The following is a 26,469-nucleotide window of genomic DNA, read 5'->3' as shown; positions in this document are numbered from 1 at the left end:
AGAAGATGTTTAGTTTTATTGCCCGCCGGGTGGGGTTACTGATCCCTACCTTCTTCGGCATTACCCTGCTGACGTTCGCACTGATCCGCCTGATTCCGGGCGATCCTGTGGAAGTCATGATGGGCGAGCGCCGGGTTGACCCGGAAATGCACGCTCAGGCCATGGAACGCCTTGGCCTCAACAAACCGCTGTATGCCCAGTACATCGATTACATCGGCAAGCTCGCTCAGGGCGACCTCGGTGAATCGCTGCGTACGCGCACCAGCGTCTGGACAGAATTCACCTCACTGTTCCCGGCAACCCTCGAATTGTCGCTGGCAGCCCTGATCTTCGCAGGCGTCCTCGGGCTTCTGGCCGGAGTGATCGCCGCACTCAAGCGAGGGTCCCTGTTCGACCATGGGGTCATGGGGATTTCCCTCGCCGGCTATTCCATGCCGATTTTCTGGTGGGGCCTGATCCTCATCATGTTCTTCTCGGTTTCGCTGGGCTGGACGCCCGTGTCCGGCCGGATCGACCTGCTTTACGACATTCCGCCGGTGACCGGCTTCATGCTGATCGACACCCTGCTCAGCGATGAGCAAGGCGCATTCCTTGATGCCCTGCATCACCTGATTCTTCCGGCCATCGTGCTCGGTACCATTCCGCTGGCGGTCATCGCCCGGATGACCCGTTCATCAATGCTGGAAGTGCTGCGTGAGGACTACGTGCGTACCGCAAGGGCCAAGGGCCTGTCGCCTGCGCGCGTGGTGTTTGTCCACGGCCTGCGCAACGCACTGATTCCGGTCCTGACCGTTTTCGGCCTGCAGATTGGCACCTTGCTGGCCGGTGCAGTACTGACCGAGACGATCTTCTCCTGGCCGGGCATCGGCAAGTGGCTGATCGAAGCCATCGGTGCCCGCGATTATCCGGTCGTTCAGAACGGCATTCTGCTGATCGCCTGCCTGGTGATCCTGGTCAACTTCGTGGTGGACATCCTCTACGGCTTTGCCAATCCACGCATCCGTCACCAGCGCTGAGATCATCGATATGAGCACACCTACTCCTTCGGTAGCAGTCGATCAAAGCCTGCTTTACCCGTCCCCGTACAAAGAGTTCTGGCAAGCGTTCTCCAAAAACAAAGGTGCCGTTGCCGGCCTGATCTTCATGATCATCATCGTGTTCTGCGCGCTGTTCGCCCCCTGGGTTGCGCCGCATGACCCGAGCGAGCAATACCGCGACTTCCTGCTGACCCCGCCGGTATGGCTGGAAGGCGGCCAGTGGCAGTTCATCCTCGGCACCGACGAACTGGGCCGCGACCTGCTGTCGCGCCTGATTCAGGGCTCGCGCCTGTCGCTGCTGATCGGCCTGTCTTCGGTGGTCATGTCGCTGATTCCCGGCATCCTGCTGGGCCTGCTGGCGGGTTTCTTCCCGCGCATTCTGGGTCCTTCGGTGATGCGCCTGATGGACATCATGCTTGCCCTGCCCTCGCTGCTGCTGGCAGTTGCCATCGTGGCGATCCTCGGCCCTGGCCTGATCAACACCGTGATCGCCATCGCGATTGTCTCGCTGCCGTCCTATGTCCGCCTGACCCGCGCTGCGGTGATGGGCGAACTGAACCGCGACTACGTGACCGCTGCACGTCTGGCCGGTGCAACCCTGCCGCGCCTGATGTTCATCACCGTGCTGCCCAACTGCATGGCGCCGCTGATCGTTCAGGCCACCCTGAGCTTCTCGTCGGCGATTCTCGATGCTGCGGCACTGGGCTTCCTGGGCCTTGGCGTACAACCGCCGACGCCTGAGTGGGGCACCATGCTCGCCTCGGCCCGCGATTACATCGAACGCGCCTGGTGGGTCGTGAGCCTGCCCGGTCTGACCATTTTGCTCAGCGTGCTGGCAATCAACCTGATGGGCGACGGCCTGCGCGATGCGCTGGACCCGAAACTCAAGAACGCCGCCTGAGGAGATTCGTATGTCACTGCTTGAAATCAAGAATCTCAACGTCCGCTTCGGCGACGCCAAGGCCGTACCCGTCGTGGATGGCCTGTCCCTGAGTGTCGAGAAAGGCGAAGTTCTGGCCATCGTAGGCGAGTCGGGTTCGGGTAAATCCGTGACCATGATGGCGCTGATGGGCCTGATCGACGCACCCGGCATCATCACTGCCGACGCGCTCAACTTCGACGGCAAGGACCTGACCAAACTGAATTCCCGCCAGCGTCGCCGCATTATCGGCAAAGACCTGGCGATGGTGTTCCAGGACCCGATGACCGCGCTGAACCCCAGCTACACCGTAGGTTTCCAGATCGAAGAAGTGCTGCGTCAGCATCTGGGCATGTCCGGCAAGGCTGCACGTCAGCGCGCTCTGGAACTGCTGGAAAAAGTCGAAATCCCTGGCGCCGCTGCACGCCTGAATGCCTACCCGCATCAGCTGTCAGGCGGTATGAGTCAACGTGTCGCGATTGCCATGGCGATTGCCGGCGAGCCGAAACTGCTGATCGCCGATGAACCGACCACTGCACTGGACGTGACCATTCAGGCGCAGATCATGGAGCTGCTGCTGAGCCTGCAGAAAGAGCAGGACATGGCGCTGGTGCTGATCACCCACGACCTGGCGGTCGTTGCCGAAACGGCTCAGCGGGTCTGCGTTATGTACGCAGGTCAGGCCGTTGAAGTCGGTCAGGTGCCCGGTCTGTTCGACGTACCGGCGCATCCTTACAGTGAAGCGCTGCTGGCGGCAATTCCCGAGCACAGCATGGGCGCCGAGCGCCTGGCGACGCTGCCGGGCATGGTTCCTGGCCGTTATGACCGTCCGCAGGGCTGCCTGCTGTCGCCACGCTGCCCTTACGTGCAGGAAAACTGCCGCGTACAGCGTCCGGCGCTGGACCCCAAGGCTCACAGCCTTGCGCGCTGCTTCTATCCCTTGAATCAGGAGGTGGCGTAATGAGCGTCGTACTTACCGCCCGCGACCTTACCCGTCATTACGAAGTCTCTCGCGGCCTGTTCAAAGGCACGGCACTGGTGCGCGCGCTCAACGGCGTGTCTTTCGAACTCGAAGCGGGCAAGACCCTGGCTGTGGTGGGCGAGTCCGGTTGTGGCAAGTCCACACTGGCCCGCGCACTGACATTGATCGAAGAGCCGTCGTCCGGCTCTTTGAAAATCGCCGGTCAGGAAGTGGCGGGTGCCAGCAAATCCGAGCGCAAGCAATTGCGCAAGGACGTGCAGATGGTGTTCCAGAGCCCGTACGCCTCACTGAACCCTCGGCAGAAGATCGGTGATCAGCTCGGCGAGCCGCTGTTGATCAACACCAACCTGTCTGCCAGCGAACGCCGCGAGAAAGTGCAGGCGATGATGGCTCAGGTCGGCTTGCGTCCCGAGCACTATCAGCGCTATCCGCACATGTTCTCCGGTGGTCAGCGTCAGCGGATCGCACTGGCTCGGGCAATGATGCTGCAGCCGAAAGTGCTTGTAGCAGATGAACCCACGTCGGCACTGGACGTGTCGATTCAGGCTCAGGTACTGAACCTGTTCATGGATCTGCAGCAGGAGTTCAACACGGCTTACGTGTTCATCTCGCACAACCTGTCGGTGGTGCGTCATGTCGCCGACACCGTGCTGGTGATGTACCTGGGTCGGCCAGCGGAAATGGGTCCCAAGGAAGAGATCTACAACCGTCCGCTGCACCCGTACACTCAGGCGTTGCTGTCAGCGACCCCGACCATCCATCCTGATCCGCTGAAACCCAAGATCAAGATCGTCGGCGAACTGCCCAACCCGCTCAACCCGCCAAGCGGCTGCGCCTTCCACAAGCGCTGCCCGTACGCGACCGAGCGCTGCGCCACAGATGTGCCCGAACTGCGTCTGGTGGATAACCGCCAGGTAGCCTGTCATTACGCGGAGCAGTTCGTCGCAGCGTGATTCTGCCTTGTGATAATCGTGTCCACGCTTCTGCGTGGGCACGATCACCGCAGCCAGCACACTCAATACACATCCCGCCGATACCGCCCCTGCTCTACCAGCTCGCTTACGGCCTGTTCGCCGAGCATTTCGTTCAACACTTGATCCACGCCCGACGCCATGCCCAGCAGACTGCCGCAGATGTAAATCGCTGCGCCGTCGTCCAGCCATGTGCGCAGGTCTTGAGCAGCTTCACGCAGCAGTTCCTGCACATAGACTTTCGCTGCCTGGTCCCGCGAGAACGCGAGATCCAGTCGTGTCAGGTCACCCGATTCCAGCCAGCCTTGCAGCTCTGCGCTGCAGTGAAAATCATGCTCGCGATTACGCTCGCCGAACAGCAACCAGTTGCGCGTCTGGCCTTGGGCGATGCGCGCTTTCAACAGGCTGCGCAACCCCGCAAGCCCGGTGCCGTTGCCCAGCAGGATCAGGGGGACCGGCTCGGTTGGCAGGTGGAAGCTGCTGTTGCGGCGCTGGCGCAGACTGATCGCGCTGCCTGATGCGGCGTGCTCGGTCAGCCAGCCGGAACCCAGTCCCAGGCTGCCATCAGGATGAATCTCCTGACGCACAATGAGTTGCAGACAGCCATCCTCGGGAATCGAGGCGATGGAGTATTCGCGTGCGGACACGGGCACCAGCGCATCGATCAACGCCTGAGCGTGATAGCCCACCAGATGGGCTCGATGCTGTGGCAACTGACGGGTCGCCAATGCTTGAACGACGGGTTCCTGCAAGCCGTCCACACTGACAGGGGTAGCAGGATCAATGCCCAGACCACTCAAAAACTGCCGTACGCTTACCTCACTGTTGCGCGGCAATACCTCGGCCAGATCACCCGCCTGCCAGTGCATCTCGCCAGGGGCGACAAGGTCCAACAGATAGACGCCCGAGCCGGTGCTGCCGGGGTTCAAGTGTTCTCGTCGGTTCAGCGTCCAGTTCTCGAACACCGGGGCCTGCCAAAGCGCTGTCGGCGTCCCGCCGGTCAGTTGTCCAAGGTGTTGCTGCCACCGCTGCAAGGCAGCGGGGTCGGCACTGTCAACCTCGACCGGGGCAAACAAGGTGCTGCCGCCACGCTCGGCCAGCCAGTCATGCAGGCGATGAGCAAAACCGCAGAAATGCTGATACTGCCGGTCACCCAGTGCCAGCACGGCATAATTAAGGACCCCCAGCGACAGCGGGCGACCCAGCAGCTTGCGTTCAAAACCACGCGCACTGTCCGGCGCTTCTCCGTCACCGAAGGTACTGACCACGAACAGGGCGTTGCGGCTTTCGATCAGGTCCTGCTCGGTGATCTCACCGAGCTGCTGCACCCGTACCGGCATGCCCGCTGCCTGCAACTGCCCCGCAGTCTGCCAGGCCAGTTGCTCGGCGAACCCGCTTTGACTGGCGAACCCGATCAACCAGGCGCCGGCATCAGGCTCTGCACTGGTCGATACATCTCCTCGCGCGGCCTTGACCTGACGTTTCTTGCGTCGGCGATCCAGATACAGCAGCCAGCCAGTGATGAAAAACAGCGGCATCATCAACGACGCAACGGTCATGATGATTCGACCGACGATGCCAAAGTAGCTGCCGACATGCAGTGCGTAGTTACTGATCAGCAACTGCGCACCCAGGCTGCGTTCGGCGTAACGCGAAACCGAACTGACCGCTCCGTTTGCCGAATCAAGGGTGACGCTGCTCAGCGCACGCGGATGAGGTGAATCCTTGAGCAGGTAGAAAACCGTGGCTGGCTGACCGCCCGCTGACGGCAGACGCAGGTTATAGGCAGCGAGCCCCGGGCCTGCAGTCTTTTGCAGGCTTTCCCAGATCGCCACGTAATCGACTGCGAGCGGCGCAGACGGTGAATCCTTGCCTCCGTTTGGGCCACGACCGCCACCACCTTTGCGTTGCTCGGCCGGGGCGTCGCCCAGCAAGCGGTTCAGGCCATTGCTGACCCAGTCGTACGACCAGTTCAGACCGGTAATGGCGAACAACAGATAGAACAGCAGGCACCAGGTGCCGAAAACAGCGTGCAGATCCCAGTTGAAACTGCGCCCCTTCTTCGCCCAGTCCAGCGTCAGCCAGACACGCCATTTCAGTGCCTTGCGCGGCCAGCGCAGATACAGACCGGACAGACAGAAGAACACCAGCACCAGCGTGCACGCCGCAGTGATCTGCTTGCCCACTTCGCCCATGGCCAGAAAGCGGTGCAATCTTAGAATGAAGTCGAAGAAATCCTCCCCCATCCCGTCGCCTTTCAGCTCGCCGGTATAAGGATCGAAATTGCGTTTGGGGCCGCGTCGCTCGCCCGGGCGGGGTGTGAAAAACACTTGGGCGACCCGGTTACCGACGGTCTCGACCCGGAGGATGGCGACGGTCAGTCCGGTTGCAGACTCCAGTCGGCGGACCAGCTCAACAGGCGGCAGGGTCTCGCCCTGCGGCTGGACCAGCAGCACGTTCGGATTGAGCGCATCGAGAATTTCGTCCTCGAACGAATACAGCGCGCCGGTGATGCCCATCAAGGCCAGCACCAGCCCTGCGGTGATTCCGAAGAACCAGTGCAGCTGAAACAATACCTTCTTCAACACTCGCTACCCTCACCCGCCTGCCCGGACGCCCATCCTGATCGGAGGCGTCGCCTGTTTCGTCTGTCTTCATGCGGCGCTGCGGCCTTATACAGAAAAACCCCGCCTACCGAAATAAGCGGGGTCTGCCTCGCACCGCTTCCTAGAAGTGGAAGTTGGCGCTCATCAAGGCGGTGCGACCAGCAGCGACGTGCGCGTAGTGCGTCTGGAACACTTGATCGAAGTAACGCTTGTCGGTCAGGTTCTGGACATTGAGCTGCAGGTCGACGTTTTTGGTCAAGGCGTACGTGGCCATTGCATCGTAACGCCAGTAAGACGGGACTTCGACCGAATTGGCTTCGTTACCGAAACGCGAATCGACGTACGTCGCGCCACCGCCAACGGTCAGTTTGGGCATCAATTGATACGTGGACCACAGGTTGAAGCTGTTGCGCGGTGTATTGGGCATGTGATTGCCCTTGTCCGCCGCCAGCGTGGTCTTGACCAGCTCGCTCTCCATATAGGTGTAACCGCCATACACTTTCCAGCGACTGGTCAGGTTACCCGCATAGGTGAACTCCACACCCTGAACGCGCTGCTCGCCGTCGAGTACCTGAAAGGTGGTGTTGTCCGGGTCAGTGATCCGCGCATTTGTTTTGTCGGTACGGAACAGGGCTGCAGTCAGCGACAGGTCGTCACCGAAGAAGTCCCATTTGGTGCCCAGCTCGTAGTTGCGGTTCTTTTCCGGGTCGAGGTCGGCGTTGTTGGCCGCCAGTTCAAGGCCACCGTTGCCACTGGTCTCACCGGACGGGTTGCTGGACGTGGACAGCGCAGCGTAAACGCTGCCGTTTGGAGCCGGTTTGTAGACGACACCCAACTGGTAGTTCCAGAGCCGGGTGGTCTTCTGGCGATCAAAGTTGGCCGCAGGCGTTGCGCCACGTGCCGTCGCGAAACCGCTGGAGCGCGTGTCGTAATGGTCGTAACGCAGGCCCATGTTCAGCGACCACTGCTCATTGAAAGTCAGGGTGTCGAACACATAGGCAGCGCTGGTCTTGGTGTCGGTATCGGTGTACGCCAGGCTGTCGGAAATCAGCCCGTTCCAGGCATCTTTCGGCGACGGGTCGGCAAGACTGGTGCAGTTACCTGACCTGAACAACGCCGCCGAGCAGGTGCTGGCAATCGCACTGCCGTTGGCATTGGTGATCGTGTAGGGACGGTTATGAGTGTCCTGATAGGAGAACTCGACACCGGTCACAAGGCTGTGGCTGATAAAGCCGGTGTCGAACTTGCTGGTCAGGTCGGTCTGGTTGACGAAGCCGCTGGACGTCGAGTTACGGCTTTTGGCCGAACGCGACACGCTGCCATTGGCGACGTTGCCACGGCTGTCATCCGGGTTGGTGACCACGTAATCCAGCGTCGAGCGCGATATGCGGAAACTGTTGGAGAGCGTCATGCTGTCGTTCAGGTCGTGCTCGATGCGCACGGTGCCGCTGTCGTTGCTGCTCTTGCGGTAGTCGCGACCGGTCAGGCCGTAGAAATTGCTCTTGTCGACACTGGCCGGCTTGTCGACGATGTACTTGCTGCGGCCCGGCGTGGACGTCAGCGGGATGCCGTAGTCGGGCATGTCGTCGGTCTGAAGGTGGTAGTAATCCACTTTTATACGGGTATCGGTACCCAGACCGAACGCAAACGAAGGTGCCACGCCCCAGCGGCTGGTCTCCACGTTGTCGCGCCCGGCGACATTGGCGTCATGCTTCATCAGGTTCAGGCGAAACGCCGAGGTGTCGGTCATCTGCTGGTTGACGTCCAGCGTGTAGCGCTGGGTCTGGTCGGAGCCAAAGGTATAACCGCCGTTGTAGGCGTTACCCAGATGAGCGCCCTTGGTAATCAGGTTCAGACTGCCGCCGGTGGAGCCGGCCCCAGTGAACGCTGAGCCTGGGCCTTTACTGACCTCGACGGATTCGATGTTGAACATCTCGCGGGACTGGGCTGCCACATCACGCATGCCGTCGATGAACACGTCACTTTCAGCGTTGAAACCACGAATGATCGGCCGGTCGGCAGCGGGATTGCCGCCCTCGCCTGCGCCAAAGGTGATGCCTGGCGTGGTACGCAATGCCTCGGTCAGAGTGGTCGCACCCGTGTCACTGATGACCTGACGGGGGATGACGGTCACGCTTTTCGGCGTGTCGCGCAGCGGTGCGGTGTACTTCTTCGAGGCCGAATCTTCAGACCGGTAAGAAGTGTCGGCCTGCTCACCGTTGATGTTCGTCGCTCCCAGCGACAAGGCCTTTTCGTCCGTGTTTTCAGCGGCATGAGCCATGTGCGCAGCAGACATCGCCGCGATGGCAACCCCGACCGCAGAAGCAATCGAGCGTTGCGAACCGGTGTGAAGCGACAGTGTTTGACGTGACATTGTAAATCCTCCCCCAAGGCAGTCGAGGCGGCGGAATATAGTGCAAACACGTATCGGTAGCAATTGAGATACATTAACATTTACGAAAATATATTATTCCTGCACATTCTGTTCACAAAACTTTCACGGAAGATTCGATTCAGCCTGAAACAAGCATGTACAGCGACAATGGGAATCACTACCATTCGCAATCTTTTACCCTTTCGGTGTTCTGATGCTTCTTCATATCCCTGATGTCTTTGATCGCGATGAAGTCGCCCGCATCCGTGAAGCACTGGCGCAGACCGATTGGGCGGATGGAAAAATCACTGCTGGATTTCAGTCGGCCAAGGCCAAGCACAACCTGCAGTTGCCTGAAGCGCATCCGCTGGCCCGGGAAATCGGTGCAGCCTTGCTGGAACGGCTGTGGGGCAACCCGCTGTTCATGTCTGCGGCCCTGCCTCACAGGATTTTTCCGCCGCTGTTCAACTGTTACCGGGAAGGCGGCAACTTCGATTTCCACATCGACAATGCGGTACGTCAGCCGCCTGGCGGGGCCGAGCGTATACGCACCGATATTTCGTCCACGCTGTTTTTCAGTGATCCTGACGATTACGACGGCGGCGAGCTCGAGATTCAGGACACCTTCGGCACCCGGCAGATCAAACTGCCCGCTGGCGACCTGCTGATCTACCCGGCCACCAGCCTGCACAAGGTCAACGCCGTGACGCGCGGAGCACGTTACGCCTCCTTCTTCTGGACCCAGAGCCTGGTGCGCGAGGACAGTCAGCGTGCCCTGCTTTTCGAGATGGATACCGCCATCCAGCAGCTCACCCTGGAGGTGCCCGATCACCCATCGCTGATCCAGCTGACCGGCACCTATCACAATCTGCTGCGCCGCTGGGTCGAGGTCTGAACATGAGCTGGAATCTTGCCCGCAAGGAACTGCTGGACATCGACGACCTGCAGGCAATGCTTGAAGAAAGCCCGGCGCAGGCAGCCAAGGCGATTCTCGCTGCCGCCACCCAGGGCAACGTCGAGGCGCATGCGCTGTTGGGCCAGATCCTGCTCGACGGCAGAGGTATTCAGCGCGATCAGACGCTGGCCATGACCTGGTTCAGGATCGCCGCCACTCAGGGCCACTCGATGGCCCGCAACATGCTGGGTCGCTGCTTCGAGCACGGTTGGGGCTGCGCACCCGATCCGATGCAGGCAGCGCTGCATTACCGGCTGGCTGCCGAACAGGGACTGGATTGGGGGCTCTACAATCTGGGCAACCTGCTGGCAACAGGGCGCGGCGTTGAACAGGATCACCGGCAGGCCGTGGACTGTTATCGCAAGGCCGCAGACCAGGGACACGCCAAATCAATGAACCTGTTGGGGCGTTATCTGGAGGAGGGAGTGACGGGACAACGTGATGTATCAGCAGCGCACGAATGCTACAGGCGCTCGGCCGAAGGCGGGGATTTTCGCGGGCAGTTCAGTCATGCAACCGTGCTGGCAGAACAGGGACACATCGAACAGGCGCTGGGCTGGCTGAAGAAGGCGTTGACGGGAGGAAATCTGAATTTCCTGAGAGTGGGACGCAAGGTGCTGCTTGATGCGACGCATCCGGACATTCGGCGCATGTCCGCTGATTACTTTAAGCGCGCAGCCGCCATCGGTGACGAATCGGACCGCATGGCGTTGCGTGAACTCTCTGCACGGCCTGCCTGAAGCGCGAAGCACCTCAGGCAGGCCAAACGGCAAAGCGCTTACAGGTAGAAGGCCTTCAATGGCGGAAAGCCATTGAATTCCACTGCGCTGTAGCTGGTGGTGTACGCACCGGTCGACAACCAGTACATCCGGTCACCGATCGCCAGGTTCAGTGGCAGGCCGTACTTGTAGTTCTCATACATGATGTCAGCGCTGTCGCAGGTCGGACCGGCAATGACCACTTCTTCCATCTCGCCCTTTTTCTCGGTCCAGATCGGAAACTTGATGGCTTCGTCCATGGTTTCGATCAGGCCGGAGAACTTGCCCACATCGGTATAGACCCAACGCTCGACGGCGGTACGCGACTTGCGCGCAACCAGTACCACTTCGCTGACCAGAATACCGGCGTTGGAGATCAGCGAACGGCCTGGCTCCAGGATGATTTCCGGCAGGTCGTCACCGAAGTCTTCCTTCAGGAAGCGGATGATTTCCTCGGCATAGGTTTCTAGGCTGTTGGTACGGGTGATGTAGTTGGCCGGGAAGCCGCCACCCATGTTGATCAGCTTGAGCACAATGCCGTCTTCTTCTTTCAGACGCTCGAAGATCACTTTGACCTTGGCAATCGCGGCGTCCCAGACGCTGATGTCGCGCTGCTGCGAACCCACGTGGAACGAGATGCCGTAAGGCACCAGACCCAGATCACGGGCCAGGATCAGCAGGTCCATGGCCATGTCGGTCTGGCAGCCGAATTTGCGCGACAGAGGCCAGTCAGCCGTGGTCGAGCCTTCGGTCAGGATGCGTACATAGACTTTCGAGCCCGGCGCAGCCTTGGCGATGTTGCGCAGGTCGGCTTCGGAGTCGGTGGCGAACAGACGCACGCCCTTCTCATAGAAGTAGCGAATGTCCTTGGATTTCTTGATGGTGTTGCCGTAGCTCATGCGGTCCGGGGTCACGCCGCAACTCATGACCTTGTCCAGCTCGTAGATCGACGCGATATCGAAGCTCGAACCCTTGTTCTTCAGCAGCTCGATGATTTCGACTGCCGGGTTGGCCTTGACAGCGTAGTAGACCTTGGCGAATTCGAAGCCTGCACGCAGGTCGTCATAGGCCTTGCTGATGATGTCGGTATCAATGACCACGAAAGGTGTTTCTTGCTTGTCAGCGAACGACTTCATTTTCTTGAAGGTTTCGGCTGAGTAGTAGTCTTCGACATTGATCGTCATGCTGCTGGAACTCCTGTCTGGCAAACGGAATTGGTAAATGGGTGCAAATGAACGTCCTCCGTATCCCCACTTTGGTTCGCCTACTTCCCAAGGCATGTCGCCGAAAGCAAAAAGGCCACTGAAGGGCTTGCCTTCCTGGCCTTGCTGTCTCGTCGTCAGTACTTGAGCCGGATGGATCGTTTCCAGCATGGACGTTCGGCGCGAACTTTAGGGCGTGAAGGGGCTGAGATCAACAAAAAATGTCGCGTTTTTACACGCGTTCGTCGCGGCCGCTGCGCTGGCCTCTTGTGTAACGGACCGATGTGACAGGCTGATGTTCCTGACCTGTGCAATATCGGGACAGGGGTCATACGTCCCGCGATTGCTTTGCTGTCAGTGACTCAAGGTCAAAAACCACCGCCATTGATGGCCTGCATCAAGCGCCACTCGTTCGGGCGACCTCGGAAACACCTTAAAACGTGAAATGCAAACGGGGCGACTGGCACACATGCCAGTCACCCCGTTGGGTGACCCAAGCCCTGAAACAAACGCAAAGGGTTTCGCCGTCAGGCCTGCGCGTCGCTCAGTGCAATTTCAGCCGGCGACACAATACTGGTCTTCATGCCGCGCGAACGACCCGAGCTCAGGTAGGCCGCAATCGACTCCTGGGTCACTTCACCCAGGAATACGTTTTCGGCATCCAGCACCGGCAGCCACGAGCGGTTGAACTCATACATGCGCGACAGCAGGATACGCAAGTGCTCGTCGTACGCCGCTGTGCCATTGAATTCGCGCAGGAACTGGGCGCAGGTGCCCTGCTGGCGGTGCAGGTCGCGACGGCGGACGTAGCCCATTGCCTTGTTTTCGCTGTCGGTCACGACGATATAGCGACGGTCGTTTTCGTCCATGACGTCGAGCGCGTCGGCCACCGGGGTTTCCGGGCTGACCGATGGTGCGTTGTCCGCAGCGTCTTCGGCCTTGACCAGCAGCAGGCGCTTGAGGGTGCTGTCCTGACCGACGAAGCTGCTGACGAAATCGTCTGCGGGGTGCGCCAGCAAGGTGTCCGGGTGATCGATCTGCAGCAGCTTGCCGCCCCGGAAGATCGCGATCTTGTCGCCCAGCTTGATGGCTTCGTCGATGTCGTGGCTGACCATGATCACGGTCTTGTTCAGCGCGCGTTGCATCTCGAAGAATTCGTTCTGGATCATCTCGCGGTTGATCGGGTCGACCGCACCGAACGGTTCGTCCATCAGCAGCAACGGGGCATCGGCCGCCAAGGCGCGGATCACACCGATACGCTGCTGCTGGCCGCCGGACAGTTCACGCGGATAACGATGCAGGTACTGCTTGGGCTCCAGTTTGATCATGCTCATCAGTTCACGGGCACGGTCGTGGCAACGTTGCTTGTCCCAGCCCAACAGCTTGGGCACGACCACGATGTTCTCTTCGATGGTCATGTTCGGGAACAGGCCGATCTGCTGGATCACGTAACCGATGTTGCGACGCAGGGTCACTTCGTCCAGGTCCGTGGTGTCTTCACCGTTGATCAGCACCTTTCCGGAGGTCGGCATGATCAGGCGGTTGATCATTTTCAGCGTGGTGCTCTTGCCGCAGCCCGACGGGCCGAGGAAGACGCAGATCTCGCCTTCGTTGACGGTGAGGCTGACCGAGTCGACAGCCTTCACTTCTTTGCCGTTGCTCTGGAAAGTCTTGGAGAGGTTCTGGAGTTCGATCATTTCAGGAGTCCTTTTGGAGTCAGCGTGCGTTGCAGCCATTGCAGGAGAAGGTCGGCGATGATGGCCAGAATGCTGACCAGTACGGCGCCGACGATCAGCATCGACATATCGCTGCGGCTGATTGAAGCGAGAATGAGTACACCCAGGCCGCCGGCACCGATGGTCGCGGCGATGGTCATGACACCGATATTCATCACCACAGCGGTGCGGACACCGGCGAGGATGACGGGGACGGCAATCGGCAGCTCGACCATGCGCAAGCGCTGGCCGAAGGTCATGCCGATGCCTTTGGCCGCTTCGCGAATACCCGGTTCAACGCCCGTCAGGGCCAGGTATGTATTGCGCATGATCGGCAACAGGGAATAGAGGAAAACGGCAGTGATGGCCGGCATCGGGCCCAGGCCCTGGCCGAACTTGGAGTAGAACGGCAGCAGCAGACCGAACAAGGCAATCGACGGCACAGTCAGCAGCACGGTCGCACTGGCTTGCAGGGGACCTGCCAGCACCGGGAAGCGCGTCATCAGTACGCCCAGCGGCACACCGATGAAAATGGCCAGGGTCACCGCAATGCCGACCAGCGTGATGTGCTGCCAGGTCAGTTGCAGGACCTGAGCCCAGTCCAGATGGGAGAAGGCGCTCAAGAAACTCATATCGTCTCCTTCCTTAATTCAGGGGATGCTGACGCAGGAAATCTGCGGCAACCGAGGATGGGCTTTCATGGCCGACGTCGACACGGGCGTTGAGGTCGATCATGGTCTGGTTGTCCAGAAGGTCAGCCAGCGGCTTGAGCAGCGTGGCGATCTCCGGATGCGCATCCAGATACTCCTGACGGATCACCGGCGCAGCGGTGTAGTCCGGGAAATACCGTTTGTCGTCTTCCAGCACCTTGAGCTTGAACGCGTTCAGGCGACCGTCGGTGGTATAGACCAGGCCGGCAAACACTTGGCCGTTGCGCAACGCGGTGTAGACCAGACCGGCATCCATCTGCCGGGTGTTTTCACGACCGAGATTCATGTCGTAATGCTTGACCATGCCGATCAAACCGTCGGAACGGTTGGCGAACTCAGTGTCCAGCGCTACGACATGACCCTCTTTGGCTTCATCCTTGAGCACCTTGGTCAGGTCGCTCATGGTGTTGACCTGCGGGTACTTGTCCGCAACCTTCTGCGGCAGCGCCAGTGCATAGGTGTTGTTGAATTTCGACGGCGAAAGCCAGACCAGGCCTTTCTTCGCATCGACTTCCTTCACCCGGGCGTAGGTCTGCTCGCTGTCGAGCTTTTCATCGATGTGGTTATAAGCAACCAGGGAAACACCGGTGTATTCCCACAGCAGGTCCAACTGGCCGCTTTCCTGAGCGCTTCGCGCCAGGTTGCTGCCCAGACCACCAGTGATCTGCACGTTGTAGTTCTTGGTGCGCAGGTATTGCGCTGTCAGTTCAGCCAGCAGCGTCTGTTCGGTGAACACGCGAGCGCCGACGCGCAGCAGCGGTTGTTCCGCCGCCTGGGCCAATGCCGGGAAAAACAGGGCAAAGCCTAAAAACAAACATAACTTCTTCATGGTATTTCCTTCGCTCAGCGAGTCAGGCCGCGTTCAAGCCACAGGCGACTGGCGATGATCACCAGACCGTCGAGCAGCAACGCCAGCAGAGCGGTACAGGCAGCGCCCAGCACCAATTGCGGCTGATTGTTCAGGGCGATCCCCGGGAAGATCAGGCTGCCGAGGCTGTTGGCACCGATGAGAAAGGCCAGCGGCGCAGTACCGACGTTGATCGCCAGCGCAACCCGCACGCCACCGATAATGATCGGCACGGCATTGGGCAGTTCGACACGCCACAGCACCTGACGCGGCGTCATGCCGATGCCGACAGCGGCTTCCTTGAGTGAACCCTGCACGTTCTTCAAGCCTTCGTAGGTGTTGCGCACGATGGGCAATAGCGAGGCGAGGAACAGCGCGAAGATGGCGGGTCCGCTGCCGATCCCGAGAATCCCGAGGGCAATGGCCAGAACGGCGAGAGGTGGAACGGTGTTGCCGATGTTGAATATCTGCATGAAGCGTTCAGCGCGGCCGACCATACTGGGTCGGCTGAGGGCAATGCCTGCCGGAATACCGACCACCAAAGCCGCGAGCATCGAAAACAGGACCAGAATCAGGTGAGCCTGAAGATAGAACAGCAGGTCATCCTGGTATTGCTTGATAGTACTGATGCCGATCCAGTGGATCAGCAGGGCCAGGAGCGCGATAACAACCGCGCCTCCCAATAGCCACTTGCCATAGCGATTTGCCACAGGCGGACTCCTTATTTCAGTCGGCGAACGCGTTGACTCGGGCATCCGTCAGGACACCGGCAATAACGTTCGCGAAGAGCAGCGGGTGGGTCGCCATAGAGGGTTTGACCTCGGCGATAACACAAGCCATGAGCGCAGCTTCGTCAAGCCAACATGCTGATGAATCAGCCCCGGAAGTTGGCCTCGGTACTGGCCTTGACGGGGGAGTGGACGTCTCCACGACCCGAAAGGTTCCCACGTGAGACATTAACTGGCCACCCCCGATTGACTGAACGGTTCGGTTATTGCCCGGAGTTGAGCTATAATCTGCGCCCTTTTTCAATCCCATTCCAGGCGATTTCCCATGACCCAACAGGCCGCCGAAGTCGCGAAACGCCGCACTTTCGCCATCATTTCCCACCCCGACGCCGGTAAAACCACCATCACGGAAAAGCTGCTGCTGATGGGCAAGGCCATTTCCGTTGCCGGCACGGTCAAATCGCGTAAATCCGATCGTCACGCCACATCCGACTGGATGGAAATGGAGAAACAGCGCGGCATCTCCATCACCACCTCCGTCATGCAGTTCCCGTATCGCGATCACATGATCAACCTGCTGGACACACCGGGCCATGAAGACTTCTCGGAAGACACTTACCGCACCCTGACGGCGGTCGACTCGGCCCTGATGGTTCTGGACGGCGGTAAAGGTGTCGAGCCACGTACCATTGCCCTGATGGACGTCTGCCGTCTGCGCGATACGCCGATTGTCAGCTTCATCAACAAACTGGACCGTGACATCCGCGACCCGATCGAACTGCTGGACGAGATCGAAGCCGTCCTCAAGATCAAGGCGGCGCCCATCACCTGGCCAATCGGCTGCTACCGTGATTTCAAGGGCGTGTACCACCTGGCGGACGACTACATCATCGTCTACACGGCCGGTCACGGGCATGAGCGTACCGAAACCAGAATCATCCAGAACCTGGACTCCGACGAAGCCCGCGCCCACCTGGGTGACGAGTACGAGCGTTTCGTCGAGCAACTGGAACTGGTGCAGGGTGCCTGCCACGAATTCAACCAGCAGGAGTTCATCGACGGTCAGCTGACGCCGGTGTTCTTCGGGACCGCACTGGGCAACTTCGGTGTCGATCACGTACTCGATGCCGTGGTGAACTGGGCACCCATGCCGCTGGCCCGCGTCGCCAACGAACGCACCGTGGAGCCGGAAGAAGAGAAATTCAGCGGCTTCGTGTTCAAGATCCAGGCGAACATGGACCCCAAGCACCGCGACCGTATTGCGTTCATGCGTATCTGTTCGGGCCGTTACGACAAGGGCATGAAAATGCGCCATGTGCGCCTGGGCAAGGACGTGCGAATCGGTGATGCCCTGACCTTCTTCTCCTCGGAACGCGAGCAACTGGAAGAAGCCTACGCAGGCGATATCATCGGCCTGCACAACCACGGCACCATCCAGATCGGCGACACCTTCACCGAGGGCGAAGGCCTGGGCTTCACCGGTATTCCGCACTTCGCACCGGAGCTGTTCCGTCGCGTGCGCCTGAAGGATCCGCTGAAGTCCAAGCAGTTGCGTCAGGGCCTTCAGCAGTTGGCCGAAGAAGGCGCCACACAGGTGTTCTTCCCGCAGCGCAGCAACGACATCATTCTCGGCGCCGTGGGTGTGCTGCAGTTTGACGTGGTCGCAAGCCGCCTGAAGGAAGAATACAAGGTGGAATGCGCCTACGAGCCAATCACCGTATGGTCAGCCCGCTGGATCGAATGCGCCGACAAGAAGAAGCTCGAAGAGTTTGAAAACAAGGCTGTGGAAAACCTGGCGCTGGACGGTGGTGGTCACCTCACCTACCTGGCCCCTACCCGCGTGAACCTGGCGCTGATGGAAGAGCGCTGGCCCGACGTGAAATTCCGCGCCACTCGCGAGCACCATTGATCGACTGAAGGCGTCCTGGACGGCGTTACCACGCAGGTGCGTGGTAACGATCCATCATCAATGGCTACATCGTTGAGGACTCAAGGCTTCTTCTTGCGTGGCCCGGTGTTGAAGACCGGGACCTTGCGCACGGGTTTGACTGCGGGTGTCGGCTCGGAATCGCCGCTGTCGACCCATTTGCCCAGATTACGTTTGCTGCCCGAGACCTTCGGCTTTTTCGGCTTCTTGGGTTTCTTGAGAATCTGGCCGCTGGCATCGGTACTCGGCACGCGGTGCTCCGGTTCGAAATCCTGCTCTTCGCGACGCTCCAGCGTCTGGCGGGTCAGCACTTCGATGGCCGACAGCAGCTCGACTTCATCTGCGCACACCAGCGAAATCGCCTCGCCGGTCAGGCCTGCACGGCCAGTACGACCGATACGGTGAATATAATCCTCGGCCACAATCGGCAGGTCGAGGTTGACCACCGTCGGCAGGTCGTCGATGTCCAACCCGCGTGCAGCAACATCGGTCGCCACCAGAATCTTCACTTCATTGCTCTTGAAACGGTCCAGCGCACGCTGACGGGTTGCCTGAGGCTTGTCGCCATGAATGCCGTCCGCGTTCAGGCCCAGCGCCTGCAGGCGATCCACCAGTTGATCGACACCCACACGGGTCTTGGCGAACACCAGCACCTGACCCCAGCGATGCTTTTTCATCAGGTGAATGAACAGGTCGGCCTTACGTTTTTTATCCACTGTCACGACCCACTGCTTGACCGACGCCGCCGCCACGTTGCGCGGGCTGACTTCAATGGTCAGCGGGTCATCCAGCATCTGTGAGGCCAGCAGGCGGATAGGGTCGGAGAAAGTCGCGGAGAACAGCAGCGTCTGGCGGCGTTTTGGCAACGCGGCGTAGATGCCGCGCAGTTCCTCGGCAAAGCCCAGGTCCAGCATACGATCGGCTTCGTCGAGGATGAGGGTCTGCAATTGCGAGAACTTGACTGCGTTCTGACGGTGCAGGTCGAGCAAGCGACCGGGTGTGGCAACCAGAACGTCAACGCCTTTGCGCAGCTTCATCATTTGCGGGTTGATGCTCACCCCGCCATAGACCGCGTAGGTGCTCAGCGGCAGGTGCTCGGCATACTGACGGATGCTTTCGTGAACCTGTTCGGCCAGTTCGCGCGTGGGTGCCAGCACCAGCGCGCGAATGGTATTGGGCGCGACTTTCGGCCCTTCCATCGTCAGACGCTGCAACAGCGGCAGTGCGAAACCTGCGGTCTTGCCGGTGCCGGTCTGGGCGGCCGCCATCAGGTCACGGCCAGCCAGAACCGGAGGAATCGCCTGTGCCTGCACAGGGGTCGGAGTCTGGTAGCCAAGCGCATCAAGGGCGCGCAGCAAGGGTTCGATCAGGCCGAGAGAGGCGAATGTCATGGGAATACCGTAGGAAAAATTCAGCGCAAGGCGCGCAGTTTACCTTGTCCGGCCCGCCTCGGTTAGCTTGTACGCGCCGATACGGCTTCCTGAGGCCGCGGCCTGCGCCATTGCGGCAAGCCGATCAGCACGACGCCGCTGATGATCACCACCATTGCCAGGCACTCGACCAGACCGATCGTTTCACCCGCGAACACCACTCCCAGCAATACCGCCACCGCCGGGTTGACGTAGGCATAACTGGTCGCTGCCGCCGGACGCACGTTCTTGAGCAGGTACATATAGGCGCTGAACGCGACGATAGAGCCGAACACCACCAGATAAAGCAGCGCGCCCCAACCTGCCGCCGTCGGCATCTGCTCCAGCCGCTCGCCACTCAGAAAGCTGCCGATCAGCAGTGTCGCGCCTGCAACGAGCATTTCAGCGCCGCTGGCCATAGGCCCTTTGGGCAGGGTGAGATGTTTGCTCAATACCGAACCGAAGGCCCAGGACGCGGCCGCGAAAATAACCAGCGCTGCACCATAAGGACTGGCCTGCAGGTTCGAGCCCATGTTCAGCAGACCAATGCCGATCAAACCCAGAATGATGCCGGCCCATTCCAGGTTGGTGGTGCGATTGCCCCAGAACAGGCCGAACAGCAAGGTGAACAGCGGCATGGTCGCAACTGACAACGCTGCGATTCCCGAGGCCACGCCGGCATGCTCGGCGAGCGTCACCCCGCCGTTTCCACAGGTCAGCAACAGAAAACCGATCACTGCCGCGCCCTTCCACTCCGCCCGGGTCGGTGCAGGCGCGCCGCGATACCGCAAAAATCCATACATCAGGGCCCCTGCGATCAGAAACCGGATACCGGCCATCATCAACGGCGGCCAGGACTCGACGCCGATGCGAATGACCAGATAGGTCGAACCCCAGATCAGGTACAAGGCCAGAAAGGCGCCGATGAGCAACGGGGAAAAACGAACGGACTGCGACATGTTCAGGCTCGGGGATCATTGTTATGGTTGGCTTATTGTATGAAGGCAAACCACTAATATTAAGCAGGTAAACCTTTTTAACAGACTGCCAAACTTACGATTCAATGCTTGTTTGGCGGTTTTGCCTTGGTTTCCAAAAACGCCACGCATGCCACAGGAGGCCTGCAATGATGCTGGACAAATACGACCGGATTCTGCTCGACGCGCTGCTGCAGAACGGCCGCGCCTCATTCGCTCAACTGGCGAAGCTGGTCAACCTTTCGGCGCCCGCCGTTGCCGAACGTGTCGCCAAGCTGGAGGCCAACGGGGTCATCACCGGGTATGAGGCCAAGGTCGATCTGTCGAAAGTGGGCCTGCCGGTTCAATGCATCATCGAACTGCGCATGGCCAGTCACGGCAACCAGCAGGCGTATGACGATCTGTGGAAAATACCGGAGCTGATCCAGTGCCACCGGGTGACCGGCGACCCCTGCGTGATCATGCGCGCTGCGGTGGATTCGATGCCCCATCTGGAAGATCTGATCAACCGCATCGCGCAGTTTGGCTTCAGCAAGACATCGATTGTGCTGTCGACAGCGGTGGAGCGCAGCCTGCCGTCAGGCCATCTGGTGCCTCAGGACCGACAGGAAAGCGGCAAAGAGCGAAAATTGCTCAAAGCCCGCGCTGGCGCTTGATGGCTTCGCCAATCTTTGCCGCAGGGACTTTCTGCAACGAGCACAGCAATTGGTGGGAAACACCCGCCAGGCCGTGTTTCTGACGCAACTCGTTGGTCAGATAAGCCGTCAGGTTGGCTGCCATCTCGGCATCGGCCATGGCCCGGTGAGCCCGGCCGGTGTTGGGCAGGCGTGCGTACTGGGTCAACGTGCCGAGCTTGTGATTGGGCGCACCCGGCATCAGGCGGCGAGCGAGCAGCATCGAACAGGCAAAGCTCTGCTCGCGCTTGCGCTCGATACGCGACAGCTCGTAGTCCCAGAACTTCTGGTCGAACGAGGCGTTGTGTGCCACCAGCGGCGTCGAACCGACGAAATCGCACACATCACCCATCACCCGCTCGGCACTGGGCGCGGTGCGAATCATGTTGTTGCTGATACCGGTCAACCCTTCGATGAACGCGGGGATGCGCACACCGGCATTCATCAGGCTCTGGTAGCGATCGACGATACGCCCCTGCTCCATGATGACCACGGCAATCTCTGTCGCACGGCAACCATGGTCAGGCGAGATCCCGGTGGTTTCAAAGTCGATGACTGCAATACGTTCCAACACGATGGTCCAACCCTTGAATTCATTTCAACAACAGTGTCATTTCAACAACAAAGCGCCTTCGATGGGCACGTAACGACTGGCGGCGCGGATCAGCGAATTGGCCGTCAGCCCCGGCACGCCATAAGCCACCGCTTCTACGCCATGTTTGCTGATGATGCGGTCGAGCAGCATATCGAAATCGCCATCGCCCGACGCCAGCACCACTTCGTCGACCTGCGGCGCGAAGTCCATGATATCGATGGTGATGCCCACATCCCAGTCTCCTTTCGCTGAACCGTCGCTGCGCTGGATGTACGGTTTGAGCCGCACGGTGAAGCCCAGATTGCGAAGGATCTGCTGGAACTGCTGCTGCTTGCTGTCGCCGCGATCGATGGCATACGCAAAGGCATGGACGATCTCGCCACGCTTGCTGATGTCCGCCCACAACGCGGCGTAATTGAAATGACAGCCATGCGCCTGGCGCACGGTGTAGTAGAGGTTCTGCACATCGGCGAACACCGCGATCTTCTTCACCGCAATTCCTCATGACGCAGGCTGGCCACTGCGTTTACAGCGATCCGGAACGTGGACCGGCGCCCAGTATGCCAGCTTGAGCCGGGAATTGAGGGATGGATTGGTCTGTTGGCCAACGCATAGCCTGGGCACGATCAGGCATACGGTGATCGTGCCCGGGCTTCAGCGCTCATCGTTATGCAGAAGTCCGCCTCGACACTGAACGTGCCCAGACGAACTGAACCGACCGTCCTCAAACAAACGAATCGTCGTCATCCGAGAACATCCCGCTATCGTCGTTGTAGCTGTCATCGGCCGTGTATTGCGGGTCAGGCTGCCCCCAGTTGCCTTGATCATTGTTTGAGAATTGGTCCTGAACAGGCGAGTCGTGAATGACTTCGACGATTTCCTGCGGCTGGCTGTGATGGCTGAACAGACTGCTGATACCTTCAGCCAGCATCACACCGCCTGCAACCCCGGCTGCTGTTTTCAGCGCCCCGCCGAGAAAGCCACTGCCCATGGGAGCCGCTGGTGCCGAGCCATAACCTGCCTGCGGAGCCGGCGCCGGATTGAAGCCTGCCCCGTCACGCCAGCCACCGCCCGATGCAGCCGGTGGAGACTGCGGCGCTCGCGGCGCGCTGCTTCCGAAAATGTTCGATAGAAACCCGCCGCTGGCAGGTGCGGAAGACGTTTGACTCTTCACCTGCTGGAGTTCGGCCTGCAATTGCTGGATTTGTTCATCACGCTGTTTGACCTGCTGATTCAACTGATTGACGGCCGCTTCCTGCACCAGAATCGCCTGCGTCATGTAGTAAGGCGCGGCGGGCTGGCGATTCAAATGCTCCTTGATCAGCGTCTCGGCCCCCGTGTCTCGAGGGGCGGACGTTGTTTCGGCAGTTTTCAGTTTCGAGAAAAGACCGTCGATCAGGGTTTGCTCTTCGTGGTTCATGGCGACCTCGCGGATTGCCGTTATCAATCACAGTCCGGCCAGATGCCGGTACCTGAATCAGTAATGGGGCTGCTCGGCGGCGGTTCAACAACATGAAAAAAAAGATAAGGAAGCCTTGCGGTGGCGGCCGCTGCGCTTGGATCGGCACAGGGCATGGGCTAAAGTGGCGACCTGCTTTTTTGCCTGCGATCTACTATGAACCCGTTGACCGTTATCCAGGATTCGCTCTATTTCTTCCGGCGCAATCTGGGCAGCATCCTGATGCTCTGCCTGCCCTTGGTGGTGCTCGAAGCGCTGGCCAAGCAAGCCTTGGGCAGTGCCATGTCCGCCGAGGCGTCACCTGCCTACAGCCTGGTCGTCGGGCTGTTTTTCTACCCGCTCTACACCGCTGCGCTAATTCTGTTTCTTGACGCACGCACCCGTGGCGAGGAACCGGCAACCCGTGACCTGCTGGCGATGGCCTTGCGTCTTTGGCCGACCTTTGCCGTGCTCTCGGCCATGAGTACGCTGCTGATCATGTTCGGTCTGTCGCTGTTGGTCGTGCCGGGCATCTGGGTGATGATCAAGCTGGCTTTCAGCGAATACCTGCTGGTGCTGCGCAAGCTGACACCGTTCATGGCCATGCGTGAAAGCATGTTGATGACCATTGGGCATTTCACACGCATCATGGTCTGCGTGCTGTGTGTCTACATTCCGTTGTGGCTGCTCGAAGGTGTAGGGCTTTACCTGATGCCGGAACCGCAAAGCGCGCCGGTTTCGCTGCTCATCGACAGCATCAGCAGCTTTCTGAACCTGTTTACCAGCGTTGTGATGTTCCGGCTGTTCATGTTGATCAGCGAACCGGAGCACACCGCCTGAGCCGAACGCGAACCTCACCGAGCGCAAGGCGCTCCAGGTCGAGCCGATGAAACGCTTCCTGCTACGCCTGACACTCTCGGGTCTATTGCTGGCCGCCCTCCTGCTGATCGTCATTCAGCAGATGACCTGGCGCCCGGCCGCACGTGAATCGGCCCAGACCAGCTGCAACCCCGAAGTGGCAGCAAAGCCCCTGGTGCCGGGGCAGGCGTTGAAAGTCATGACCTGGAACATTCAATACCTGGCTGGCAAGCGCTACGTATTCTGGTATGACATGGCCGATGGCAGCGGCCCGGACGAACGTCCGACTCCCGAGGACCTTGCCTACAACCTCGACGAGGTGGCCCGCGTCATCCGCGATGAACAGCCCGACGTCATTCTGCTGCAGGAAGTGAACGACAACGCCAAGAACACGGACTATCAGGATCAACTGGCGCTGCTTCAGGAGCGCGTGGTGGATCTCTATCCATGCAGCTCACAAGCCTTTTACTGGCGCGCCGAGTTCGTACCGAGCCCGCACATTTGGGGCGGCGTCGGCACCAAACTGGCGACCCTCAGCCGCTTCCAGATCGACCGTGCCGAACGCGTGCAACTGCCGATACCGGACGCCAACATCATCAGCCGTCAGTTTCGGCCGAAGAACGCGCTGCTGGTCAGCTATCTTCCCCTGCGTGACGGTGGCCATCTCGCCATCATCAACACTCACCTGACCGCTGCCAGAACCAGCAGCGACACCGCACAAAAACAGATCGCTGCCACCCGCGACCTTCTGGACACATTCGAAGGCAGCGGCACGCCCTGGCTGATCGGCGGCGACTTCAACCTGTTGCCGCTGGGCCAGTACCGACGCCTGCCGGAACCGTTACGCACCGGCTACGCAGCCGACAGCGAGTTGCATGGACTCTGGGACAGATACCCGATGATCCCGACCAATGCCGAAGCAGGCGGCATTGATCGCAACAAATGGCTGACCTATTTCCCCAACGATCCTCGCGTGAGCGGGCCGGATCGAACCGTCGACTATCTGTTCTACAGCCCGAGCCTGAAACGGGTCAGCGCCAGAGTGCGTCGTGACGACACGCTGCTGATCTCCGATCACCTGCCGGTAATCGGGCGTTTTTTGTTGCCGATGGCGCCTTGAAGACCGGAGATTGCGCCACGACTGCTTGCCTCCCAAGGTGCCGTTTGCACACGGAAGTATCGGCTTGTGGTCCTTCGGAAGGCAAAAAGTGTTCATATAACTTACACCCGGCATGAAGAATCCTGCCGGGAAACCATGGATGTTTTCCCGTGATGAAACTTCTGCATCGATTGAAGTCCTGGCTCGGCCAGAAAGCGGTGACACAACAGTCGGATAGTGCCGCCGAACCTGACAAAAAAACACCATCACGCCTTCAGCAAAATCCGGACTGGATACCGCCCCTTCAGGAACAAAAACCGCTGCTGGTTTCTCCACCAACCTGCCCGCCCTTGACCGGCAGGGATGCGCCGTTACTGGCTCGTTATCACGCCTACATCGCCGAGGTAGAACACGCGGATAACGCCGAACCGCTGGCGCAGAGCGAGTCGCAGCGTGCAGAAGGACGCATGCTGGCCAACGCGCTGTACTCAAGCGCACTGGATCTGGCCACGTCGAAGGCAGGCGAACAGTCGCCTGACATTTACTGGCTCATGCAGTCTGCAGCCATAGCGTCGTTATTCGCCGACGGCATTGGCTCCGAAGCATTCCTGAAATACCAGAAGGACGTTCATCACTATAAGGACCAACGGCTGACCGAAGGTCAGGTCTTGGCATTTGATCTCTATGTCTCGCACCGTTTTCCAGTTAAACCTCCGCCGCTTCTGATGCATCCTTCGGTTGAAACACGCCTGCCCAGCGAACCGATTCCAGGCCCCGAAGACATTGACGAGTTGCTGTCTTACCTGCCCAGGCTCTATCCGAACGGCGTTGCAATCGAGACACACATCTACAAAGAAGGTCAGTACTGGCCCACTTACTTCCAGGTTGTAAGCGACTTTTTCAAAGCAGTGACCAAGGACTGCTGGTGCGACACCAACTATCCCAACCATCGTCCTTACGACAAGCTTGAGAGCCCCGACTACATCGCACAGGCAAACCTGGCCGATATTCAAACCTTCCTGACTTACTGCTCCCGAGGCGAACGCTTCGGTGATGGTCATCACGGCCAGATGATCAAAGAGGGATATGTGCTGCGTGTCTTGAATCGATTATCCGTATTGCGCGTGGGTGATGTGGATCCGTGAAGCCGGGCTCATCGCAGAGTGACCGAAAAAGCCGTCTGAATCGCCACATCGCTATCCAAACTATACTCAAGACCACAAGGAGTTCAGGCATGAGCATCACAGACCACGCACAGCCAAAACGAAAATACAGCGCCAAATGGCAAGAACGCTTCGATTTCTTCGACGCACACGGCGCGCCGAAGGATCCGGGCTTCAACATCGCGTTCAAGGCACTGCCGGGCTTCGGGAAAAAACTGTTGATGCAGATGAACTTCATCGCATTTTTCTTCGGACCGATCTATCTCTTCGTCCTCGGTCTTTGGAAGAAAGGCATCGCCCTGCTGGGCATCCTGATCGGAATCAATATCCTATTGAGTGTGGTGCCAGCGATTTTCGGACTGGAACTCTCTCACGCCATAGGCACCGGCATGAATGTCGCGGGCTCGCTGATGTATGCAATGACGACCAACTATGCCTACTACCTGAAAGAGGTCAAAGGTGAGCAGGGCTGGAATCCGTTCAAAGGGTTTCGCATGATCTGATCGACAGCCCTGTCTGCCAAAA

General features: G+C 59.5%; 24 protein-coding genes. 12 read left to right on the top strand and 12 right to left on the bottom strand.

The genetic code is table 11. The annotated features are described in order from the left end of the window. Window positions 1-5: 5 nt before the first annotated feature. Genes KDX39_RS16330 through KDX39_RS16315 form a run of 4 tightly spaced genes read left to right on the top strand, consistent with a single transcriptional unit; the run spans window position 6 to window position 3,891 of the window. On the top strand, window positions 6-1,016 hold the full coding sequence (locus tag KDX39_RS16330; protein ID WP_004887871.1) for an ABC transporter permease subunit: 1,011 nt from the start codon (window positions 6-8) through the stop codon (window positions 1,014-1,016). Between the two features lie 10 nt (window positions 1,017-1,026). Continuing rightward, on the top strand, window positions 1,027-1,938 hold the full coding sequence (locus tag KDX39_RS16325; RefSeq protein ID WP_024687674.1) for an ABC transporter permease subunit: 912 nt from the start codon (window positions 1,027-1,029) through the stop codon (window positions 1,936-1,938). A gap of 10 nt (window positions 1,939-1,948) precedes the next feature. Next, a complete protein-coding gene (locus KDX39_RS16320) occupies window positions 1,949-2,917 on the top strand; it encodes an ABC transporter ATP-binding protein (RefSeq protein ID WP_210070705.1) in 969 nt (322 codons plus the stop codon). Beyond that, window positions 2,917-3,891: a peptide ABC transporter ATP-binding protein gene (locus KDX39_RS16315; RefSeq protein ID WP_004887877.1), complete on the top strand. Its 975-nt coding sequence runs from the start codon at window positions 2,917-2,919 to the stop codon at window positions 3,889-3,891. The genes KDX39_RS16320 and KDX39_RS16315 overlap by 1 nt, the downstream gene beginning before the upstream one ends. Before the next feature lie 62 nt (window positions 3,892-3,953). Here the strand turns inward: KDX39_RS16315 and KDX39_RS16310 are convergent, their stop codons facing one another. Both KDX39_RS16310 and KDX39_RS16305 read right to left on the bottom strand, forming a co-directional pair. Next, the gene (locus tag KDX39_RS16310) at window positions 3,954-6,494 is read right to left on the bottom strand and encodes a sulfite reductase flavoprotein subunit alpha (RefSeq protein WP_231661066.1); all 2,541 of its coding nucleotides are present in this window, start codon (window positions 6,492-6,494) and stop codon (window positions 3,954-3,956) included. A gap of 142 nt (window positions 6,495-6,636) precedes the next feature. After that, the gene (locus KDX39_RS16305) at window positions 6,637-8,889 is read right to left on the bottom strand and encodes a TonB-dependent receptor (RefSeq protein WP_231661065.1); all 2,253 of its coding nucleotides are present in this window, start codon (window positions 8,887-8,889) and stop codon (window positions 6,637-6,639) included. Between the two features lie 214 nt (window positions 8,890-9,103). On the opposite strand from KDX39_RS16305, the gene KDX39_RS16300 reads away from it, so the two are divergent. Further along, window positions 9,104-9,784: a Fe2+-dependent dioxygenase gene (locus KDX39_RS16300; RefSeq protein ID WP_231661064.1), complete on the top strand. Its 681-nt coding sequence runs from the start codon at window positions 9,104-9,106 to the stop codon at window positions 9,782-9,784. Between the two features lie 2 nt (window positions 9,785-9,786). Next, window positions 9,787-10,584 (top strand): tetratricopeptide repeat protein, encoded by a 798-nt coding sequence (locus KDX39_RS16295; RefSeq protein WP_231661063.1) that lies wholly within the window; start codon window positions 9,787-9,789, stop codon window positions 10,582-10,584. Between the two features lie 38 nt (window positions 10,585-10,622). Here the strand turns inward: KDX39_RS16295 and KDX39_RS16290 are convergent, their stop codons facing one another. From KDX39_RS16290 to KDX39_RS16270, 5 genes are all read right to left on the bottom strand, one after another. Then, complete coding sequence (locus KDX39_RS16290; RefSeq protein ID WP_099226681.1) at window positions 10,623-11,786, bottom strand: type III PLP-dependent enzyme; 1,164 nt, start codon at window positions 11,784-11,786, stop codon at window positions 10,623-10,625. Between the two features lie 545 nt (window positions 11,787-12,331). Beyond that, window positions 12,332-13,501, bottom strand: a complete 1,170-nt coding sequence (locus tag KDX39_RS16285) for an osmoprotectant ABC transporter ATP-binding protein OsmV (protein WP_024684685.1) — start codon at window positions 13,499-13,501, stop codon at window positions 12,332-12,334. Then, window positions 13,498-14,151 carry an ABC transporter permease gene (locus KDX39_RS16280; RefSeq protein WP_099226680.1) on the bottom strand — a complete coding sequence of 218 codons (654 nt, stop codon included), beginning with the start codon at window positions 14,149-14,151 and terminating at the stop codon, window positions 13,498-13,500. The genes KDX39_RS16285 and KDX39_RS16280 overlap by 4 nt, the downstream gene beginning before the upstream one ends. 13 nt (window positions 14,152-14,164) lie before the next feature. Next, window positions 14,165-15,058, bottom strand: coding sequence for a glycine betaine ABC transporter substrate-binding protein (locus tag KDX39_RS16275; protein ID WP_231661062.1), 894 nt, complete (start codon window positions 15,056-15,058; stop codon window positions 14,165-14,167). A gap of 14 nt (window positions 15,059-15,072) precedes the next feature. Continuing rightward, window positions 15,073-15,831 carry an ABC transporter permease gene (locus KDX39_RS16270; RefSeq protein ID WP_269439925.1) on the bottom strand — a complete coding sequence of 253 codons (759 nt, stop codon included), beginning with the start codon at window positions 15,829-15,831 and terminating at the stop codon, window positions 15,073-15,075. 298 nt (window positions 15,832-16,129) lie between these two features. Here KDX39_RS16270 and KDX39_RS16265 point away from each other — a divergent pair, with 298 nt between their 5' ends. Continuing rightward, window positions 16,130-17,713 (top strand): peptide chain release factor 3, encoded by a 1,584-nt coding sequence (locus KDX39_RS16265; protein ID WP_231661060.1) that lies wholly within the window; start codon window positions 16,130-16,132, stop codon window positions 17,711-17,713. Window positions 17,714-17,793: 80 nt separating this feature from the next. Here KDX39_RS16265 and KDX39_RS16260 read toward each other — a convergent pair whose 3' ends face one another. After that, window positions 17,794-19,122, bottom strand: coding sequence for a DEAD/DEAH box helicase (locus tag KDX39_RS16260; RefSeq protein ID WP_210070700.1), 1,329 nt, complete (start codon window positions 19,120-19,122; stop codon window positions 17,794-17,796). A 62-nt stretch (window positions 19,123-19,184) separates the two neighbouring features. Next, window positions 19,185-20,099 (bottom strand): drug/metabolite exporter YedA, encoded by a 915-nt coding sequence (gene yedA, locus KDX39_RS16255; protein WP_231661059.1) that lies wholly within the window; start codon window positions 20,097-20,099, stop codon window positions 19,185-19,187. A 167-nt stretch (window positions 20,100-20,266) separates the two neighbouring features. On the opposite strand from yedA, the gene KDX39_RS16250 reads away from it, so the two are divergent. Continuing rightward, window positions 20,267-20,773 carry an Lrp/AsnC family transcriptional regulator gene (locus tag KDX39_RS16250; RefSeq protein WP_231661058.1) on the top strand — a complete coding sequence of 169 codons (507 nt, stop codon included), beginning with the start codon at window positions 20,267-20,269 and terminating at the stop codon, window positions 20,771-20,773. Here the strand turns inward: KDX39_RS16250 and KDX39_RS16245 are convergent. The 3 genes from KDX39_RS16245 to KDX39_RS16235 form a co-directional block, all read right to left on the bottom strand. Next, on the bottom strand, window positions 20,751-21,362 hold the full coding sequence (locus KDX39_RS16245; RefSeq protein WP_231661189.1) for a 3'-5' exonuclease: 612 nt from the start codon (window positions 21,360-21,362) through the stop codon (window positions 20,751-20,753). The two genes, KDX39_RS16250 and KDX39_RS16245, sit on opposite strands and share 23 nt — an antisense overlap. Window positions 21,363-21,401: 39 nt before the next feature. After that, complete coding sequence (locus KDX39_RS16240; protein WP_231661057.1) at window positions 21,402-21,878, bottom strand: NYN domain-containing protein; 477 nt, start codon at window positions 21,876-21,878, stop codon at window positions 21,402-21,404. Window positions 21,879-22,110: 232 nt separating this feature from the next. Next, on the bottom strand, window positions 22,111-22,806 hold the full coding sequence (locus tag KDX39_RS16235) for a DUF2076 domain-containing protein (RefSeq protein WP_231661056.1): 696 nt from the start codon (window positions 22,804-22,806) through the stop codon (window positions 22,111-22,113). Window positions 22,807-23,001: 195 nt separating this feature from the next. Here KDX39_RS16235 and KDX39_RS16230 point away from each other — a divergent pair, with 195 nt between their 5' ends. The 4 genes from KDX39_RS16230 to KDX39_RS16215 all read left to right on the top strand — a co-directional run bounded on the left by KDX39_RS16230 (window position 23,002) and on the right by KDX39_RS16215 (window position 26,447). Next, window positions 23,002-23,664 carry a YciC family protein gene (locus tag KDX39_RS16230; RefSeq protein ID WP_231661055.1) on the top strand — a complete coding sequence of 221 codons (663 nt, stop codon included), beginning with the start codon at window positions 23,002-23,004 and terminating at the stop codon, window positions 23,662-23,664. Between the two features lie 46 nt (window positions 23,665-23,710). After that, a complete protein-coding gene (locus KDX39_RS16225; RefSeq protein ID WP_231661054.1) occupies window positions 23,711-24,802 on the top strand; it encodes an endonuclease/exonuclease/phosphatase family protein in 1,092 nt (363 codons plus the stop codon). 149 nt (window positions 24,803-24,951) lie between these two features. Beyond that, on the top strand, window positions 24,952-25,926 hold the full coding sequence (locus KDX39_RS16220; protein WP_231661053.1) for a DUF6508 domain-containing protein: 975 nt from the start codon (window positions 24,952-24,954) through the stop codon (window positions 25,924-25,926). An 89-nt stretch (window positions 25,927-26,015) separates the two neighbouring features. Continuing rightward, the gene (locus tag KDX39_RS16215; protein WP_231661052.1) at window positions 26,016-26,447 is read left to right on the top strand and encodes a DUF2628 domain-containing protein; all 432 of its coding nucleotides are present in this window, start codon (window positions 26,016-26,018) and stop codon (window positions 26,445-26,447) included. Window positions 26,448-26,469 lie beyond the last annotated feature (22 nt).

This window comes from Pseudomonas sp. CDFA 610, assembly GCF_021147865.1.
In the GTDB taxonomy this organism is placed as follows: domain Bacteria; phylum Pseudomonadota; class Gammaproteobacteria; order Pseudomonadales; family Pseudomonadaceae; genus Aquipseudomonas; species Aquipseudomonas alliivorans.
The sequence above is the reverse complement of the archived record's forward strand: the minus strand, read 5'-3'. Positions and strand labels throughout refer to the sequence as shown.

Excerpts from the sequence above, each read along its gene's own strand:
- KDX39_RS16215 (WP_231661052.1), top strand. The coding sequence starts at position 26,016 with ATGAGCATCACAGACCACGCACAGCCAAAACGAAAATACAGCGCCAAA.
- KDX39_RS16295 (WP_231661063.1), top strand. The coding sequence starts at position 9,787 with ATGAGCTGGAATCTTGCCCGCAAGGAACTGCTGGACATCGACGACCTG.
- KDX39_RS16270 (WP_269439925.1), bottom strand. The coding sequence starts at position 15,831 with ATGCCCGAGTCAACGCGTTCGCCGACTGAAATAAGGAGTCCGCCTGTG.
- KDX39_RS16285 (WP_024684685.1), bottom strand. The coding sequence starts at position 13,501 with ATGATCGAACTCCAGAACCTCTCCAAGACTTTCCAGAGCAACGGCAAA.
- KDX39_RS16325 (WP_024687674.1), top strand. The coding sequence starts at position 1,027 with ATGAGCACACCTACTCCTTCGGTAGCAGTCGATCAAAGCCTGCTTTAC.
- KDX39_RS16305 (WP_231661065.1), bottom strand. The coding sequence starts at position 8,889 with ATGTCACGTCAAACACTGTCGCTTCACACCGGTTCGCAACGCTCGATT.
- KDX39_RS16250 (WP_231661058.1), top strand. The coding sequence starts at position 20,267 with ATGATGCTGGACAAATACGACCGGATTCTGCTCGACGCGCTGCTGCAG.
- yedA (WP_231661059.1), bottom strand. The coding sequence starts at position 20,099 with ATGTCGCAGTCCGTTCGTTTTTCCCCGTTGCTCATCGGCGCCTTTCTG.
- KDX39_RS16320 (WP_210070705.1), top strand. The coding sequence starts at position 1,949 with ATGTCACTGCTTGAAATCAAGAATCTCAACGTCCGCTTCGGCGACGCC.
- KDX39_RS16225 (WP_231661054.1), top strand. The coding sequence starts at position 23,711 with ATGAAACGCTTCCTGCTACGCCTGACACTCTCGGGTCTATTGCTGGCC.
- KDX39_RS16275 (WP_231661062.1), bottom strand. The coding sequence starts at position 15,058 with ATGAAGAAGTTATGTTTGTTTTTAGGCTTTGCCCTGTTTTTCCCGGCA.
- KDX39_RS16230 (WP_231661055.1), top strand. The coding sequence starts at position 23,002 with ATGAACCCGTTGACCGTTATCCAGGATTCGCTCTATTTCTTCCGGCGC.
- KDX39_RS16330 (WP_004887871.1), top strand. The coding sequence starts at position 6 with ATGTTTAGTTTTATTGCCCGCCGGGTGGGGTTACTGATCCCTACCTTC.
- KDX39_RS16300 (WP_231661064.1), top strand. The coding sequence starts at position 9,104 with ATGCTTCTTCATATCCCTGATGTCTTTGATCGCGATGAAGTCGCCCGC.
- KDX39_RS16280 (WP_099226680.1), bottom strand. The coding sequence starts at position 14,151 with ATGAGTTTCTTGAGCGCCTTCTCCCATCTGGACTGGGCTCAGGTCCTG.
- KDX39_RS16260 (WP_210070700.1), bottom strand. The coding sequence starts at position 19,122 with ATGACATTCGCCTCTCTCGGCCTGATCGAACCCTTGCTGCGCGCCCTT.
- KDX39_RS16315 (WP_004887877.1), top strand. The coding sequence starts at position 2,917 with ATGAGCGTCGTACTTACCGCCCGCGACCTTACCCGTCATTACGAAGTC.
- KDX39_RS16235 (WP_231661056.1), bottom strand. The coding sequence starts at position 22,806 with ATGAACCACGAAGAGCAAACCCTGATCGACGGTCTTTTCTCGAAACTG.
- KDX39_RS16290 (WP_099226681.1), bottom strand. The coding sequence starts at position 11,786 with ATGACGATCAATGTCGAAGACTACTACTCAGCCGAAACCTTCAAGAAA.
- KDX39_RS16265 (WP_231661060.1), top strand. The coding sequence starts at position 16,130 with ATGACCCAACAGGCCGCCGAAGTCGCGAAACGCCGCACTTTCGCCATC.